The organism is Mesorhizobium sp. WSM3859 (genome assembly GCF_002295065.1).
Taxonomy (GTDB): Bacteria; Pseudomonadota; Alphaproteobacteria; order Rhizobiales; family Rhizobiaceae; genus Mesorhizobium.
Window position 1 is genome coordinate 497,172 of the sequence record NZ_NSGG01000004.1, and the last position, 17,462, is coordinate 514,633.

The following is a 17,462-nucleotide window of genomic DNA, read 5'->3' on the forward strand; positions in this document are numbered from 1 at the left end:
CGCAGTTCCAAATCGCTCCTATCCCCTCATAATGCGATAGACGGTTGCATCACCCTGCACGCCTCGAAGAGGCGCGTCAAAGGCCACGACACGATGGCCGGCGAGCATGTCGCCGACCCCTGGCGCGGAATGGAGCGCCTCGGAAATGCAGACCTGTCCGGCTTCCGCCAAGGACTGCACGCGCGCGGCCACATTCACGGTCTGGCCGAAATAGTCGAGGTTGTCGTTGAGCGTCACGGCGATCGACGGTCCACAGTGGGCACCGATTTTGAGGATGATCCCCGGCCCGTCGTGGTCGCTGTTGAAACAATCGATTTCTTCAAAGATGTGGAGTGCGGCCGAAATCGCATCCGACGGCTGTGAAAACGCAGCCATCACCGCATCCCCGATCGTCTTGACCACCGCTCCGGAATGTTGCTGAACCGCGGCGTTGACCAGAGCAAAATGCTCGCGGACCAATGCGTAGGCGTTGAGGTCACCCAGGCGCTCATACATGGCGGTCGAACCCTTGAGGTCGGTGAACAGGAAGGTGATCTGCCGGATGCCGAGTCCCTCCTTCTCGTCGACACGTTCGGACCGGAAGAGCTGACGGAAAGTTTGCCGCGCGAGCAACGCTCCGCCGGAGACATAGGGGTCGAAATCGAGCGCCGGCTTGGTGGTCAGCGCGACAAGCTCGGGCGGCCAGTTGATGACAAGCAATGAACCTCGCACCGGCCCCCTGTTCGCTACCTCAATGACAATCGGACCAGGCGGCACGGCGGGCAACGCCGGCAAGAAGCGTTTGCCGTCATAATCGATCTTCAGAAGCGTCGGCGCCAACACCGGATCGCCGGATATCGGCACAGCGAATGCGGCCTGCGTCTGCACGTTGACGCCCGCAAGGGCGCCCGGTCCCAGGTCGGCGCGGAGCACTGTGGTGGTCCCGGGCGGCAGAAACGTCATGCCCCGGACGAAGCCGCGCAGAACGTCAACAAAGCGAACGTCTTGCCCGGGTAATCGCCCGTCATGTCCGAAGTGCAGCTTCCAGTGAAAATCCTCGACAGGCAGCGTCTCGGGATGATGGTGCGGCAGGCGCCGCAGCTTCGGCGATATCGAAAAGGTGACCTCGATGAAATCGTCGAGGTCGGTGTCGCCCGACACGTCGCACAGGCCACAGACGTAGTGGGTCTTCAGCGTGCGCAGGGCGCCGAAACTGTCGAGCACCATCCCGGACTGGGGACAGAGCACATCCCAGCTCATGTCGAATAGCCCACAGCGGGCGGCGTGAAGGAAGAGGTCGATTGCTTCAGGCTCGGCGATTGCGCGGTCGCGAGCAAAGGCCAGCGGATTGACACGATAGAGCGAGTGGTCGTCGGCGCTCCTGATCAGCGTCTCGAATTTCGAGATGACGCGCGGGCTCCAGGCGCGCGCCTGCTCCACCTTGGTCATCTTGCTTTCGAGAAGGCGATCGTCGACTACCGTCACGCCCGATCCTCAACCTTGCCTCGCCACAGCCTACTAAAAAACCAGCGCGATGCGAATGGATTGAATTCTTTTGTTGTACGACAGTCGGCCTGGATCAGGATGACGTTTCATCGAACCGCCAGCCTGATCCAACTCCTGGTGGAGCATGTTCTTTTCCGAAAACCGGTTCCCGCTTTTCGGATCATGCCCCGGAGGTTGAAAATAAAAGTATCGCTGCCGCGGGCGATGCCGCGCCGCGCTGCGACCGGCAGGTGTCACAGCTTTCCTACTCCGTTGTGCTGGCTTTTTTCCTGCGCCGGTTGGTGTGCGACTGCGCGACGGCCAGTTTCAACTCGGGTGTGATCTCCAAAGGCGCATTCTCTGCCCCATGTGGGCTCTGCAGCCCCTCGACGTGAACGGTCGGGAATGGCAGTTCGATGCCCTGCTCCTTGAAGGCCTGGCGGAGGCGTAAAAAGAATCTCCCTTTCATAGCGAAGGCACCTCCCGGTCTGGTTGTGACCTTGACCCTCAATACGATGCCATACTCACCGAACTCCTGCACGCCTTGCATCTTGATCGGTTCGATGACCCAGTTTTTGAATTCGGGATCTTCCGCCAGCTCCAGGCCTATCCGCTTGATCAGCTTGCGAGCGAACTCGATGTCGGTGTCATAGCCGACGGTGATGTTGAATTTGTCGGTAACCCAGTCACGGCTCTGGTTCTGGACGGCTCCGAGTTCACCGAACGGTATTGTGAACAGCGGGCCACGATGGTGGCGCAGCTTTACGGAGCGCAACGAAAAGCTCTCCACCGTACCCCTGTAGCTGCCCGATGAAATGTATTCGCCGACACGAAATGCATCGTCGAGCAGATAGAACACGCCTGAGATCACGTCCTTGACGAGGGTTTGTGCGCCAAAACCCACAGCGACGCCAACGACGCCGGCGCCGGCGATCAGGGGGCCGATCTGGATACCGACCGAGGCGAGCATCATCAGCACCGCCATGACGACGATCACTGCGAGCAGAATGTTTTGGATGATCGGCAAGAGCGTGCGCAGCCGCGCCTGCTGCGGATCGACGATCGGCATCTCCTCGTCGCTGATCACCGCGTGCTGCGCTTCGATGCCCAGCTTTCTCTCGATCAAGGCCTTGATGATCGACCAGCCGAAATCGGCGGCAAGCGCAATGACAATGACATTGATCAAGCCGCGCAATATGAGCGTGGTCGTCGTGTTGCTGTCCTGCATCGACTGCATGTCCAGACCCCAGGCACGCGCAAGAAGGTAAGCCGCCGCCAGGATCAAGATCATCCGGACTGCGCGATCGATGACAGCGATCGTGACCGCCGGGATCGTAGGCCGGCCGGCATCTTCCGAACCCGGCCGCAGGACGAAATTGACCCCGCGCTGCGTCAGCACGATTGCGAAAGGCAGGAAGAATGCGGCGAAGGTAAACCAGAACAATATGGGAAGGCCGGCGATGCGCAGCAGGAACAGGACGACGAAGTAAGCAGTCAAAAACCATGTCGCTGCCGTGTGACCGTGCCCATCGTTCCGCTGTGTTCTTGGCCGACGCCAAACGGCAATCAGAAAGAGCAGCAGCAGCACGAAATCGGCACCTACCGACAGCACCAGCATTCCGTCCTGATCAATGCCGAGACCCGGCAAGAGGATGAACGCGGCGGCGAAGAAGGCGCAGACGCCGAAGATCCTGGGTACCCAATAGAACCAATGGTCGGCCGTTTCGTTGGTCACCGGCAAAGCACGAACCTCGACGGCGTTCTCGACCTGCATGAAGGAGGGGACGAGCAGGGCTGCGAGGTACATGCGCACAGCCGCTGTGGCGACCGCAGCCATCAGAAAGGTCAGCACGATCTCGCGGATAAGCATTGGCCAGTCAAACAACATGAACGCGCCAGCGCTGCCCAGCGCGAACGAGAGGATCAGCAGGCTGGAATAAAGCGTGCGGCCACCAATCTTCCTGGCCCGCCCAATGGGCGCATCCTTCGATTGCGCGATGATCCACAGACGGAACGGACGGGTGAGCTTGTACGTTGCCCAAGTGAGCGCCAGGCCGGCAGCGATGAAAATCGCGATCAGCAAAAGCATGCCGGCAGGCCTCTTGCCGGACATATCCTCCATGGTCTCTGCCCGAATGCGTGCGAACTGGCCTGGCAGCGAGGGCAAGGTCCCCACGATTCTTTCGATATGATGCTTGATCCGATCGAGCGTCGAGGACGCCATCGTATTCATCCGGCCGGGCGCGGCCGCGGCGTCGGACGATGATCCGGACGGCGAAGCTCCTGCCGCGGCAGGCGTTCCGGTCGGCCCGGCGTCCTGCTTTCGTTGCTCGGCCACCCAGGCCTTCACCGAAGGATCGTCGAGAAGATCGAATAGCTGTTTGACCTTTTCAGGCGGGACGGTCGCTGTCGCCTGCGCCTGTGCCGGACCAGTCAACAAGAGGGCGATGCCAAAGACGAGCGGCCCGGCAATCAGGACAAACATCGCGGTCAGATCTCCGAGACGTCGTGCCGGTCGTGCCCGATTCCTGGCTCTCAATCGTCGATTCATGAATGGCATCGTGCTGCAACCTTCCGGTCAAATCGGTAAGCAAGGACATCTACGTCCATCGTTGCCCTACCTTGAAGAAACCGACATTGCGGTGCAAGACGTCGCCGTCCCAGAGCGCGCGATCGAAGCGCCTCTCAAAGTTTCCCGCCCTATTGGATGTGATCCACAATGTTCATCAAAGGGATGGGGTCCGCTCCCACTCAATTTACGTGGACGACGACGTAGCGTCCGCCATAGGGTTGATAATATGTGCTGCCGCAGTGCCAAAGCACGGTGCCGTTGATCGAAGTCTTCACGCAGGCCGCCGGGAGCCTGGCCACGTAAATGGTCGAGCGGCGGATCGTTCGGCGCGTGGTGCGCCTCGCGACGCCTGCGACGCTGCCAGGCGTGAGCGGATGGCCAACTCGCGCCTGCGCTTCGCCGACGAAAGGAGCGAAGGGCGCAAGGGCATCGATGAGCCCCGCAAACATCACAGCGACGACGATCCCGGCGGCGCCGGTCAATCTCAAGCTAGGTCTCGTCATTTTTGATCCTCCCAAGAGCTCATCGCTCCGTGCGTTTTTTCCGGCCCACGCAACTACGCTTCCGAGGCAAGCTGTGTCGAACCGCAACCAAACTGGACCCCACCTTGCGGCCGGAGGCGGTATATAGTTGGCATTTTAGAATCTACTAATTCTCAAGTTCGACTTCTATCCGGATTGCGCAAATTCCATCGAACCGCTTGCATGATGCCGGCATTTCTCGGCGCAGGTTGCGCCCCAGTCACGATCTTCCGGCGCGCTGCAGTGTTTCGTAGGGAGATTCGCCGAAGAAGAGTCGATAATTCGCGGCGAAACGGCCCAGATGGGTGATCCCCACATCCATAGCGACGGCGGTAACGCTCAAGCCGTCAGCACGTGCCGTGGTAAGGAGCCGTCTGGCTTCGTTGAGGCGGAGCGCTCTGATGAATTCGAGCGGGGTTACAGCAAACGTAGTGCGAAAGGCGTACTCCAGCTGTCGACGGCTTACACCGATTTCTTTGCACAGTCGAACGATGGGTATGTCTTCCTGGATATGAGTGCGAATGAAATCCTCGGCCGCCGATGCTTGTCTTAAATGACGACTCGTGGAACCGGCCGTCCCGGTCTCATGATTGCCTGCGCCCGCGAAGGCGTCAGCCATCATCCCTAGATATTCCACGAACGCACCTGGAGGCTGCTCCGGCAGAACGGAGTGACTTGCAATTGCCCCGAGGTGGTCCGCCATCGACTTCATCAGGCGTCGGATTCTTTGCGCTTCGTCGGTGGGGAGCCGTACTGCCGAGGGGCGATCGCTGATCTGTTCGAGGACCGTTCCCGCGGCAATCGACTGGATTTCCACCCAGGTTGCGGTCGGAACAATGGCGACAACGTAAGTGAGGCCGGGCCGGACCGTTGCAGTCACGCTCGTGCCGGCAGGGATCGCCAGGATCAAGTCGTCTTCAAGCGGGATCCCGCATATTGCCGACCCGCAGGCCCGCTCGACGGCCACCAACGCCACGGAGCCTGGATCGAAACCGCCATTGGCGCGAAAGGCGCAATTGAATTCTGGCAGATCGAGCGCCCACCTGCCGGGAGATTGGATTTGCCGAATGCGGGAGGGAAGGTACCCGGGCGAAAGCCTATCTATTTTCACCGGCAGACCAGAGGCGGCGCTGGTGAGGTCGTCAGGGCCAAGTTGCACATCCCTGTACGAAGGCGATGATGGCCAGGCAGTCAAGGCACGTCCTTTGCGCAAAGTGGATAGCGGGACGATTGTATTAGATATAGCTTAAGTGCAAATTGCGCGAGATCAATCGGCGTTTTGATACCGCCGGAATGTGGCTTGGGGGATAGCGCGTGCGCCGAAATTGGCAGAGCACATGAGGAGGTCATCAAATACGAAGCTGAGTCTTGGCTGGGCGTGGTGGAGCAGCAAATAAAAATGGGGGACAATGATGAAGAAACTTCAGTTGGCGGCCTTGGCAATGGCAGGAGTACTGACATTTGGTGCCACCAATGCTTTTGCAGCAGACATCACCAAGCCACAGGATGAAGGTTGGACCTTTACCGTCGCCCCGTATCTGTGGGCGTCGGGCATCAAGGGCGAAAGCGGCCTCTTCGGATTTCCGCCTCAGGACGTCGATGTGAGCTTCAGCGACGTGCTGAACAACCTCAGATTCGGCTTTATGGGGGTCACGGAAGCCCGCAATGGGCCTTTCACCATCAGCACGGACATTGTGTACGCCAAGCTCAACGCCGACATCGCTACCCCCAGGGGAATCCTCGCCTCCAATATCGATGCGACGGTGAGCACTTTCATGGGCACTGCGCTCGGTGGCTACAGCGTCTACTACCAGGATGGGGCGAATTTCGATCTTGTCGCTGGCGCCCGCCTGTGGTCGGTTGACAACCGTTTCGAGTTCCACGGCGGTGCGCTTGGCGGTACTTCGGCCAGCGACGGAGACACATGGGTCGATCCAGTGATCGGCGCCAAGTTCAAGGCCGACGTCGGTAACGGATTCTACCTGGCCGGCTGGGGCCTCGTCGGCGGTTTCGGCGCGGGATCCAAATCGATGTGGGACGTGATGGGCGGCGCCGGGTATCAGTTCAACGACAAGATGTCGATGTTCGTCGGTTACCGGGCCGTACACGACAATTACAGCCACGACGGCTTCGTGAACAAACTCACCCAGCAGGGGCCAATGCTGGGGTTCACCTATCAATTCTCACCAGCCCATCCAGGATAAAAGCGGATTGACATGAAGTGGCGGGTTCCGGGCGGCGCTTGCGACTGCTGAGAATGAGGATCTGCGCCGTCGAATACCTTTTTGGCCGCACCCGGAACGTTGAAACCGCCTGGCAGGCTCATCCCCCTGGGCGGCGCTCCCTATGGCCGGCGATGCTGGCCCGGATGTCAAAACTTTGCGCAAAGTGGATAGCGGCACGGTTGTACAAGGAATAACCTGGAATCCGAATAGCGCGAGATCAAACAGCGCAGGAATATCGCCGACGAACGGCGAGTGGGGATCATGGGCAGGCTGAACCACTTCAGAGATGTGCGCAGAGGGCATCTGGTGCCCCTGAAGCAATCCTCTGTTGTGTAGCCGGCGAGTGCTTGGCGGGAGCGTCAAAAAAATCAGATGCGAATTGGTTTGAGTGGAGCGGCGTGAATTAGCAGAGCAGGGGCGTAACATGAGAAACGATCGTGACTTCCCGGCTGAAGCCGGCACAACCAGCAAAATTACGCGGCGGGATGCATTGATGGCCGGGACGGCTGCCGCCGTTTCGCGATTGGCCGTACCCGTCGGCCTTTCAGGCGCACTCGCCGGGCTCGCCGGCGTCCAGGCTGCGGCGGCAGGGCCATCGCAGCCGAACATCGTCTTCATCGTTGCGGACGATCAGGGTTGGAAAGACGTCGGCTATCACGGATCAGACATCAAGACGCCCAACATCGACAAGCTCGCCGCCGAGGGGGCGAAACTCGAAGAATATTACGTACAGCCGATGTGCACACCAACGCGTTGCGCCCTCATGACCGGCCGCTATCCGCTACGCTATGGCATGCAGGTTGGCGTCGTCCCCGCCGCAGGGACCTATGGCCTTCCGCTCGACGAGACACTTCTTCCGCAAATCCTCAGAGAAGCTGGCTATCAGACGGCGATGAGCGGTAAATGGCATCTCGGCCACGGCAAGACGGATTACTGGCCGAAACAACGTGGATTTGATTCATTCTACGGGGCAACGGTCGGCGAGATCGACCATTTCAAACATGCTTCGCACGGTATCGCGGACTGGTACAGGAACAACAAGCCGATCAAGGAGCCGGGCTTCGACAACACCCTGTTCGGTCGGGAAGCTGTCCGAGTCATCAATGCTCACGATCAGAAGAAGCCGCTCTTTCTCTACCTCGCCTTCACCGCGCCCCACACGCCATTCCAGGCTCCGAAGGAATATCTCGACCGGTATAAGGACATCGCCGACGAGAACCGGAGAACCTATGCCGCAATGATCTCGGTGATCGATGACGAGATCGGGAATGTCGTGGCCGCCCTCGAGAAGAAGGGGATACGCGAAAATACCCTGATCGTTTTCATGAGCGACAATGGCGGTGTCATCAACTCGATGTTCACGGGCGACTCGAAGGTGAGCGGCAAGCTGCCTGCGAATAACGGCCCCTATCGCGACGGCAAAGGCACCCTCTATGAGGGCGGCACCCGCTCGGTCGCCTTCATGAACTGGCCCGGCAAGATCAAGCCTGGCGTCTTCAATGGCCTCATGCACGTCGTTGACATGTTGCCGACACTGGCCGGGCTGGCTGGTGCCAAGCCTGGCAAGGACAAACCTCTGGACGGCATGGATATGTGGCCGGCCATCAGCGAGGGAAAGCCTTCGCCGCGCACGGAGATCGTCTACAATGTCGATCCGATGACCGGCGCGGTGCGCGAGGGCGAATGGAAACTGGTGTGGGCGGCGGCGTTGCCGCAACGGATAGAGCTGTTCAATTTGGCGGAGGACAAATCGGAAGCCACCAATCTGGCTGACAAGTATCCTGACAAAGTCAAGACGTTGCAGGCAAGGATCACCGAGCTCGCAACCCAGATGAAGCCTCCGCTGTTGCTGATGGAAGCCGTGCGGCTGACCTACTTCACGCCGCTGGTGACGCCAAGCCCTGAAGAAATGTTCGCCGCGGGGGACTGAAAGGCGGATGCGTTCTGCCGTTCCGACGAGGCCGCCCGATGACTGAGGCACGACTTGTCGCAAGGCCGGCGGCCGCGTCGCACGTCGATATGGTCTGGATCCCGGGCGGCCAATTCCTGATGGGCTCGAACAGCCACTATCCGGAAGAGGCGCCGGCGCACCGCGTCGCCGTCGGCGGCTTCTGGATGGATCGCACGACGGTCACAAATGCAGAGTTCAGACGCTTTGTCGAGGCCAGCGGTTACGTCACGCTGGCCGAGCGTCCGGCAAATGCCGCGGATTATCCCGGAGCCAGCGCGGAGGCCTTGGCGCCGGCCTCAGCCCTGTTCGTCAGGCCTCCGCGCAGCATTGATCGCAACAATCATTACAACTGGTGGGCCTACGTACGCGGCGCCAACTGGCGGCATCCGCGGGGCCCCGCGAGCGGCCTCAAAGGGCTCGAAAACCATCCTGTCGTGCACATCGCCTACGAGGACGCGGAAGCTTATGCGAGCTGGGCAGGAAAGGCGCTGCCGACCGAGGCCGAGTGGGAGTTCGCCGCGCGTGGCGGGCTGGACGGCGCCGACTTCGTATGGGGCGACGAACTGACCCCAGGTGGCCAGCATATGGCCAATACCTATCAGGGCGAGTTTCCCTATCACAACGACTGTGAGGACGGTTACGAATGGACCGCGCCGGTCGGCTCTTTCCCGGCAAACGGCTGTGGACTTTATGACATGGCCGGCAATGTCTGGCAGTGGACTGCCGACTGGTATCAGGAACACCGCCGGATCGAGAGCCCCTGTTGCACGATGGACAATCCGCGCGGCGGGGAGCGGGACGCGAGCTACGACCCGCTGACGCCCGACATCAGAATTCCGCGTAAGGTCACCAAGGGTGGTTCCTTCCTGTGCGCTCCCAGCTACTGCCGCCGTTACCGTCCGGCTGCTCGTATGGCGCAGCCCGTGGATACCTCCACCTGCCACCTTGGGTTTCGGTGCATCGCGCGTTCGGTGTGATGAGCAGGTGCCGAGATGTTCAGGTCGGGGAAGACAGGACCTAGCACTTCGTGCGAATGTAGCTTCACGAAGGGCTTCGGATTCTTGTTGCCGTCCATCTACACCACGAAAACCGGGTCAGAGTGATCAGAGCTATCTGACCTTTCGCATCGCGCCGGTCGCATGGGAGACTATGAATTCGCGGACGGTGAGGGGCGATCTGCGGCCTCTTGGGTAATACGAATTGAAAATTGCGCCCTCATGTTTCACAACAGGTCGGTTAGGCCTCAGGATGGCTTCCTCAACCGCCCTGGTTCCCAAGGCGAGAATTCTAAAAGACGTTCAGAAATGATCCAGCACGTACAAGACGCTCGAATTCTCATGTACAGCCACGACACGTTCGGGCTCGGCCACCTGCAGCGCTGTCGGACCATCGCGCATTCGCTGGTCGAGGATTTCCGCGGACTTCAGGTGCTGATCATTTCAGGCGCGCCTATCGCCGGCGCCTTCGATTATCGCGCCCGTGTCGACTTCGTGAAGATCCCCAGCGTCATCAAGTTGCGCAACGGCGAGTACACCTCGCTGGAAAAGGATATCGATCTGCATGAGACGCTCAGGATGCGCCAGTCGATCATCCGCCACACGGCCGAGACCTTCCGGCCGGATATCTTCATCGTCGACAAGGAACCGCTCGGCCTACGCGGTGAGATCGAGGATACGCTGTCCTACCTCAAGACGCGGGGTACCACGCTCGTGCTTGGCCTGCGCGAGGTGATGGATGCGCCGCATCTGCTCGAAGCAGAGTGGGCACGCAGGGATGTCATGCGCAAGATAGGCCTGTTCTACGACAAGGTCTGGGCCTATGGTCCGCCGGATTTCTACGATCCGTTGACCGGCTTGGATGTGCCGCCGGCTGTCAGGGCAAAGATGAGGTTCGTCGGTTTCCTGCAACGGAGCCTGCAGCGGATCGAGTTGCCCGGCCACCGGCCGGAGGGCGAGTATATCCTCGTTACCACAGGGGGTGGCGGCGACGGCGCCGAATTGATCCACGACGTCATCGATGCCTATCAGCAGGACCCGCAATTGCAGCATAGGGCGCTGATCGTGCTTGGGCCTTACATGCCGGCGCGCAAGCGCAACAAGCTGCTCAAGAAGGGGGCCAAGATTCCCTGCATTAAGATCATCGAGTTCGACAACCGCATGGAAGATCTGATTGCCGGGGCCAAGGCGGTAGTGGCGATGGGTGGTTACAACACCTATTGCGAGATACTGTCTTTCGACAAGCCCGCGCTGATCGTGCCGCGCACCGAGCCTCGGGAGGAACAACTGATTCGCGCTCGGCGCGCAGCCGAACTCGGCCTCATCGAGATGCTTTTGCCGGACGAAGCCAAGGATTCCCAGCGGTTTGCCGATGCACTGGTGGCGCTGCCGGACCGGCCCCGCCCATCCCAGAGCAATCCGCATCTGAGGCTGGAAGGGCTGCCCCATATTTCCGAAATCGTCGCGGAACTGCTCGACCGGCGGGCCAGCCCTCACCTTTCGGTCATTGAAGGAATGAGCTGAGTTGCAACGCCGCAAGATCGTCGTGGTTCTGAAGGGCTATCCGCGGCTGTCGGAAACCTTCATCGCGCAGGAACTGCTCGGTCTGGAGCGCGCGGGGTTCGACCTGATACTCGTCGCGCTCAGGCGGCCGACCGACGAAAAACGCCATCCCGTGCATGACGAGATCAAAGCGCCCGTCCGATATCTGCCGGAATATCTGCATGAAGAGCCGCTGCGCGTGGTTCGCTCGCTGCTTGCCTATCTGCTGCGGCCGGGTTTCTGGCGCGCGCTCGGATCGCTGGCTACCGATATCCCCCGCGACTTCACGCGCAATCGCGTGCGCCGCTTCGGGCAGGCGCTCGTGCTGGCGGCCGAATGGCCGGAAGACGCGGGATGGTTGCATGCGCATTTCGCGCACACGCCGGCATCGGTGACGCGCTACGTCAGCCAGCTTCGTGGCCTGCCCTGGAGCTGCTCGGCCCATGCCAAGGACATCTGGACTTCGGCAGACTGGGATCTAGCCGGCAAGCTTTCCTCGGCGCGCTGGACGGTCACCTGCACGAAAACCGGCTTCGATCGCCTGAAAGAACTCGCCAACGGCAACTCTGCCGTGCATCTGAGCTACCATGGGCTCGACCTCGATCGCTTCGGCAGTTTCGGCGAGGCGCGAAAACAGCATGACGGCTCGGCGCCGGGCGAACCGGTTATCATTCTGAGTGTCGGGCGCGCCGTTGAAAAGAAAGGTTACGATACCTTGCTGAAGGCCCTTGCCCTCTTGCCTGGCGATTTGGCGTGGCGTTTCGAGCATATCGGCGGCGGCGAGGAACTGGAACGGCTCAAGGCACTGGCGCGAAAGCTTGGGCTGGATGGCCGCGTCTCCTGGAAGGGAGCGCTTGCGCAGGAGGAGGTGCTTGAGCACTACCGCTGCGCCGACATCTTCGCCCTGGCCTGCAGGATCACCGCAAATGGCGACCGGGACGGTCTGCCGAATGTCCTGGTGGAGGCGGCCAGCCAGCGGCTTGCCTGCGTGTCGACCGATATTTCCGGCGTGCCGGAGCTTTTGTCGCCGGACGAAACCGGGCTGCTGGTTCCGACGGAAGACCCAATTGCCCTGGCACAGGCGCTGGAGCGCCTGATCCGTGATCCCGTGCTGCGCGCCCGCCTCGGCGACGCCGCTGAGCGGCGCGTGCGCGGCAATTTCGATCATACGGCAAGCATCGGACAGCTCAAAGAACTGTTCGAGCGCGAGTGGCGGGCCGCCGATTGAAGCGCGTCTTCCTCTATGTCCAGCACCTGCTCGGTATCGGCCATCTCGCGCGCTCCAGCCGCATCGCAGCGGCACTGGTCGATGACGGGTTTGACGTAACCGTCGTGACCGGCGGCGCGCCGATCGCGGGGTTTCCGGGGCCAGGCGTAAAAACTGTGATCCTGCCGCCTGTCACCTCCGGTGATGAAGGATTTTCCGGCCTTGTCGACCTGCAGGGCAAACCCATCGACGATGATTTCAAAAAACGGCGTTCAGAGACACTGCTGCAGGCATACCGGGATTGCAGGCCTGACATCGTCATTGTCGAGGCCTTTCCATTTGGACGCCGGCAGATGCGTTTCGAACTCTTGCCGCTGATCGAGGCCATCGAGGCGACATCGCCCAGACCGCTGCTGGCGACGTCCGTCCGGGATATCCTTCAGGAGCGCGTCAAGCCGGGCCGAAATGAGGAAACGGTCGACCTCATCAACAGGCATTTCGACCTAGTCATGGTCCACGGCGATCCGGCTTTCGCAACCATCGACAAGACATTTCCACTGGCTGGGGCAATCAGGGCCGAGGTCACTTACACAGGGCTCGTTGCCGCGCCGCCATCGCCCGCGGCCTCCGAGCGCTTCGACATTCTGGTGTCGGTTGGCGGTGGGGCTGCCGGAAGGGGCCTTGTCAGTTCCACTATCGCAGCGGCGCGGAATGCCAACAATGGCTGGAAATGGTGTTTGATCACCGGCCCCAACTTGCCGAAAGACGAGTTTGACGCCATCGCACGCGATGCCACGCCGGGCCTGTCCGTCTTCCGCTTCCGCGAGGATTTTGCCAGCTTGCTCACCGGCGCCCGCCTGTCGGTCTCGCAGGCGGGCTACAACACGGTCTGCGATGTCCTGCGCGCGGGTTGTCGCTCCCTGCTTGTTCCATTTGCAGCCGGCGGGGAAACCGAACAAACGGTTCGCGCCCTGATGCTCGAAGAACTCGGTCTTGCAACGGTGCTGATGGAAAAGGACCTGACGCCTGAAGGTTTGGCGCAGGCGATCGAACAGGCGCTTGTGGCGCCGAGCCCGCCCGCGCATCGTCTCGATCTGGAAGGGGCGCGTCACTCGGCGCAAATCCTGCGCGAGCGGCATCGAACGCGGTCCCTAAAGGGCCCGGTCTCGGAAAAAGGACATGATCGAGCAGATGGCGGGGCCTAAAGCGCGTCGCACTGGCACCGCGCTTTAAGTCTTTGTTTTGATGCATGTCGTTGTCCTAAACCGCTACGCGCTTTTGGGCGAAATGCATCAAACAGTCCCAATCAGCATGAAGCGCGTATATCTTTTTGTCGGTAGTTCGCCGGAGAATCGTATCTCCCGCAGCGCCGCCATTGCCTCGAAGGCTGCAAGTGAAGCCACGCAGTTGATGTGCGTCGGCTCGCTGAAATAGTCATTCGATTGCAGCAGTACATTCGTGCCCCGCGGAAGCAGGGCAAGCCAGGCGCGCAGATCGGCGATGTGCTCGCAGCTCGTATTGACTATCAGGTCGGACGGCCCGGCCGCATAGTCGAGTGCGTACATATCTGCCGTCAGCGCCCGGAACCGGTCGCCGGCTTCCCGGTTGAGGGTCCGGGCAACTGGCGCGACTTCGGGATCGATGTCGATACTATCGACTGCAGCAATGTCGAAGCGGGGGTCGTTGAAAAGCATTGCAGGCAATATGCCGTACCATCCGCCCAGAACCCATATGCGCCCGAAGCGCCCGCCGCAGCTTTCGAACAGCCTGTCGAGCGCCCACATCTTGCAGGCCACCTGCTTGTGGTTGAAGGCGTTGGCGATGTCGGCCTGCGGATGTTTGGCGATGACGCGCGCCAGCCCTGCCACGAGAGGGTGGTTGATATAGGCAGCAATTCCCCGCGTGAGGTCCAAGGCCTGCTCGTGCCCCTCCATGCCGGCATTGCGCGGTTGCGTGACATCCATCATATTCGCCTTGTACGTTGGGATTTCGGGCGACACAACGCAATCTTGCCCCGCCAAGCCGCCTCGCAGGCTTCGAACATGTCGCCGGCGATGATTGCCGATGTGCCGTCCACCAGCTGATGCTTTTACTTTGTTGTTTAAACTGAAGGTCCACAGTCGCATATGGAACCCAGCCTGGCTCGCTATATCTGGACGCACACCAAGAAGCAGCAGCTCTGGATATTGGTTATCGTCTTGCTTTCGATGATCCCGTATTTCATGTCCTTTGACCTGCCGAAACTGATCGTCAACGGCCCGATCCAAGGCAAGGGCTTCGAGCAACCGGGCGCGACCCAGCCATTCATGAGGCTGCACTATAACCTGCCGTTGATCGGAGAGGTCCAGTTCTTCTCCGGTTTTCAGCTCGACCGCACGACGACGCTGTTTGCCCTGAGCCTTGTGTTCCTCCTGCTGGTCATCATCAACGGCCTGTTCAAATACTACATCAACACCTACAAGGGCCGCCTCGGCGAACGCATGCTGCGGCGTATCCGCTTCGATCTGGTCGATCGTGTGCTGCGGTTTCCGCCGCGTTATTTCAAGCGCGTGAAATCCGCCGAAGTGGCGACCATGGTCAAGGACGAGGTGGAGCCCCTGGGCGGTTTCATCGGCGATGCTTTCCTCCAGCCGGTGCTGCTCGGCGGCCAGGCGCTGACGGCCATGCTGTTCATCGTGGTCCAGAACTTCTGGCTCGGAATGATCGCCGCCGTGATCGTGGCGATCCAGATCGTGCTCATCCCGCGAATGCGGCGGCGGTTGATCGTGCTCGGGCGCAGACGGCAGTTGACGGCGCGCGCGCTTTCGGGCCGCGTCGGCGAAATCGTCGACGGCATCGGCGCGGTTCACGTCCACGATACATCAAATTACGAGCGCGCCGACATAGCTGCCCGGCTCGGGCTCATCTTCAAGATCCGCTTCGATCTTTACCAATGGAAATTCATGGTGAAGTTCCTCAACAATTTTCTCGCGCAGATCACGCCGTTTCTGTTCTACATGGTCGGCGGGTATCTGGTCATCCAGGGGCGGCTGGACGTCGGCCAGCTCGTGGCCGTGATCGGTGCCTACAAGGATCTGCCCGGACCGATGAAGGAACTGATCGACTGGGATCAGGACCGGCAGGATGTCCAGGTCAAATATCAACAGGTCGTTGAACAGTTCACCGTCGAGGGTCTCATTGCGCCGCGGATCGGGGCACTGACGATCGACGACCCCGGTCGGATGACCAACCCCCTGTCGGCGATCGGTCTGTCCATGACAGACGATGGCGGTGCAATGCTCCTCGACCGTATCTCCCTCCAGGTCAAGCCCGGTGAGACGGTGGCGCTGGTCAGCACCTCAACAGGTGGAGCGGAGGCGCTCGCAGAAGCCTTCGCGCGGCTGAACTGGCCCGAAAGCGGAAGGGTCGCTTCGGGCGCCGACGATCTGCTTGAACTCCCCGAAGCAGTGACCGGCCGGCGCATATCCTATGCCTCGTCGGATGTTTTCCTGTTCCAGGCAAGCCTCCGCGACAATCTGCTCTACGGGTTGAAGCATGCGCCGCTGACATCGGTGACTTATGACGGTGCCGCGGCAGACCAGCAGCGCTGGAACATCGACGAGGCGCGCCGGTCGGGCAACCCGGACCTCGATATCCACAGCGACTGGATCGACTATGCTTCCGCCGGCGCTACCGGCCCGCACGACCTCTTTGAAGCCGTGCGCCAGGTGCTCGACGCGGTTCTTCTGTCGCGCGACATTCTGGATCTAGGCCTGCGTTCCTCGGCCGATCTCACGCGTCACACGGAGCTTGCCGGGCGCATCGTCGAATTGCGTGCGGCGCTGCGAGCCCAGCTGGAACACGAAGGATTGAGCGGACTGGTGGTTCCTTTCGAACCGGGCGCCTACAACAAGGAAGCAACGATCGGCCAGAACCTGCTCTTCGGCGCTGCCGCCGGCCCGGAGCTGGCCGATAGGGCTCTGGCGGCAAATCCCTATTTTGCTTCCGTGCTGAGACAAGCCGGCCTCGATCGCACGCTCTACGAAATGGGCTTGGAGATCGCCGAACAGGCGATCGAGTTGTTTGCCGACCTGCCGCCCGATCACCCGTTCTTCCAGCAGCTCGCCTTCATGAGCGCCGAGGAAATACCCGCCTACGAAACCTTGCTGCAACGGCTCAAGAACCGTCCCTACGAGACGGTTTCAGAGAGCGACCGCGCCATGATCGTCACCTTGAGCTTTGCCTATATCGAGCCTCGGCATCGCTTCGGCCTGCTGAGCGACGAATTGATGAACAAGATCGTCGCCGCACGTAACCAGTTCTATGAAGACCTGCCGCCAGAGCTGCAAAACGCGGTCGAACGCTACGATCCTGCCAAATACATTGCCGCGGCTACCGTCATGGAGAATGTTCTGTTCGGGCGGCTGGGCAGCAACCATCCCGACGCGCCGGACCGCATACGCTCCATCGTCTATGACATTCTTGATGAACTGGGGCTTTATGGCGAACTGCTGGATGTCGGTTTGGACTTCAACGTCGGCGCCGGCGGCAGGCGGTTGACTGGTGGACAGCGACAGAAGCTCGATGTTGCCCGGGCCCTGCTCAAGCGTCCCGATTTTCTCATTCTCAACCGGCCGCTGTCGGCGCTCGACCAGCGCGTACAGGAGAAGGTGCTGCAAAACGTGCTCGAGGAAGCCAGACGCGACGGCCGTTCGCCGGCAGTCGTGTGGGTCGTGACGAACCCGGCTATGGCGATGATGTTCGATCGCGTCGTCGTCTTCGACACGGGTCGTTTGGTGGAAGACGGAACACACGAGACGCTTTTGGCAGGGCGCGGTATTTTCAAGGAACTGCTGTCATAGAGCATTGGACGTTCAGATGGGATCATCCGCCGGTGGGAAACTTGCTGCGAGGTCAAGGGATCGAGCTTGCCGGCTGTTTGGGGCTTGCCACCTCAAGTGGTTCGTATTGCCACCCGGAAACGGAACTGATTTCATCTGGACGTC

General features: G+C 60.5%; 12 protein-coding genes. 7 read left to right on the forward strand and 5 right to left on the reverse strand.

The annotated features are described in order from the left end of the window. Nucleotides 1-18 precede the first annotated feature (18 nt). The 4 genes from CK230_RS12370 to CK230_RS12385 all read right to left on the reverse strand — a co-directional run bounded on the left by CK230_RS12370 (nt 19) and on the right by CK230_RS12385 (nt 5,467). A complete protein-coding gene (locus tag CK230_RS12370) occupies nt 19-1,464 on the reverse strand; it encodes an adenylate/guanylate cyclase domain-containing protein (RefSeq protein WP_095817415.1) in 1,446 nt (481 codons plus the stop codon). Between the two features lie 265 nt (nt 1,465-1,729). Further along, entirely contained in the window at nt 1,730-3,949 is a 2,220-nt protein-coding gene (locus tag CK230_RS12375; protein ID WP_095817416.1) for a mechanosensitive ion channel family protein, read from the reverse strand. A 266-nt stretch (nt 3,950-4,215) separates the two neighbouring features. Then, on the reverse strand, nt 4,216-4,485 hold the full coding sequence (locus tag CK230_RS12380) for a hypothetical protein (RefSeq protein WP_245429900.1): 270 nt from the start codon (nt 4,483-4,485) through the stop codon (nt 4,216-4,218). A gap of 292 nt (nt 4,486-4,777) precedes the next feature. Next, nucleotides 4,778-5,467: a helix-turn-helix domain-containing protein gene (locus CK230_RS12385; RefSeq protein WP_141246020.1), complete on the reverse strand. Its 690-nt coding sequence runs from the start codon at nt 5,465-5,467 to the stop codon at nt 4,778-4,780. A 499-nt stretch (nt 5,468-5,966) separates the two neighbouring features. On the opposite strand from CK230_RS12385, the gene CK230_RS12390 reads away from it, so the two are divergent. The 6 genes from CK230_RS12390 (at nt 5,967) to CK230_RS12415 (ending at nt 13,682) form a co-directional block, all read left to right on the forward strand. Then, nucleotides 5,967-6,761, forward strand: coding sequence for a hypothetical protein (locus CK230_RS12390; RefSeq protein WP_095817419.1), 795 nt, complete (start codon nt 5,967-5,969; stop codon nt 6,759-6,761). A 445-nt stretch (nt 6,762-7,206) separates the two neighbouring features. Beyond that, entirely contained in the window at nt 7,207-8,712 is a 1,506-nt protein-coding gene (locus CK230_RS12395) for an arylsulfatase (protein WP_095817420.1), read from the forward strand. A gap of 38 nt (nt 8,713-8,750) precedes the next feature. Further along, complete coding sequence (locus tag CK230_RS12400) at nt 8,751-9,710, forward strand: formylglycine-generating enzyme family protein (protein WP_095817421.1); 960 nt, start codon at nt 8,751-8,753, stop codon at nt 9,708-9,710. 327 nt (nt 9,711-10,037) lie between these two features. Continuing rightward, on the forward strand, nt 10,038-11,252 hold the full coding sequence (locus tag CK230_RS12405) for a glycosyltransferase family protein (RefSeq protein WP_095817422.1): 1,215 nt from the start codon (nt 10,038-10,040) through the stop codon (nt 11,250-11,252). A gap of 1 nt (nt 11,253) precedes the next feature. Further along, the gene (locus tag CK230_RS12410; protein WP_095817423.1) at nt 11,254-12,498 is read left to right on the forward strand and encodes a glycosyltransferase; all 1,245 of its coding nucleotides are present in this window, start codon (nt 11,254-11,256) and stop codon (nt 12,496-12,498) included. Further along, nucleotides 12,495-13,682: a glycosyltransferase family protein gene (locus tag CK230_RS12415; RefSeq protein WP_245429891.1), complete on the forward strand. Its 1,188-nt coding sequence runs from the start codon at nt 12,495-12,497 to the stop codon at nt 13,680-13,682. Before CK230_RS12410 ends, CK230_RS12415 begins: the two co-directional genes overlap by 4 nt. An 87-nt stretch (nt 13,683-13,769) precedes the next feature. On the opposite strand, the gene CK230_RS12420 is transcribed toward CK230_RS12415, so the two are convergent. After that, nucleotides 13,770-14,441, reverse strand: a complete 672-nt coding sequence (locus CK230_RS12420) for a class I SAM-dependent methyltransferase (protein WP_095817515.1) — start codon at nt 14,439-14,441, stop codon at nt 13,770-13,772. A 162-nt stretch (nt 14,442-14,603) separates the two neighbouring features. Here CK230_RS12420 and CK230_RS12425 point away from each other — a divergent pair, with 162 nt between their 5' ends. Continuing rightward, on the forward strand, nt 14,604-17,318 hold the full coding sequence (locus CK230_RS12425) for an ABC transporter ATP-binding protein (protein ID WP_095817425.1): 2,715 nt from the start codon (nt 14,604-14,606) through the stop codon (nt 17,316-17,318). Nucleotides 17,319-17,462: the final 144 nt, after the last annotated feature.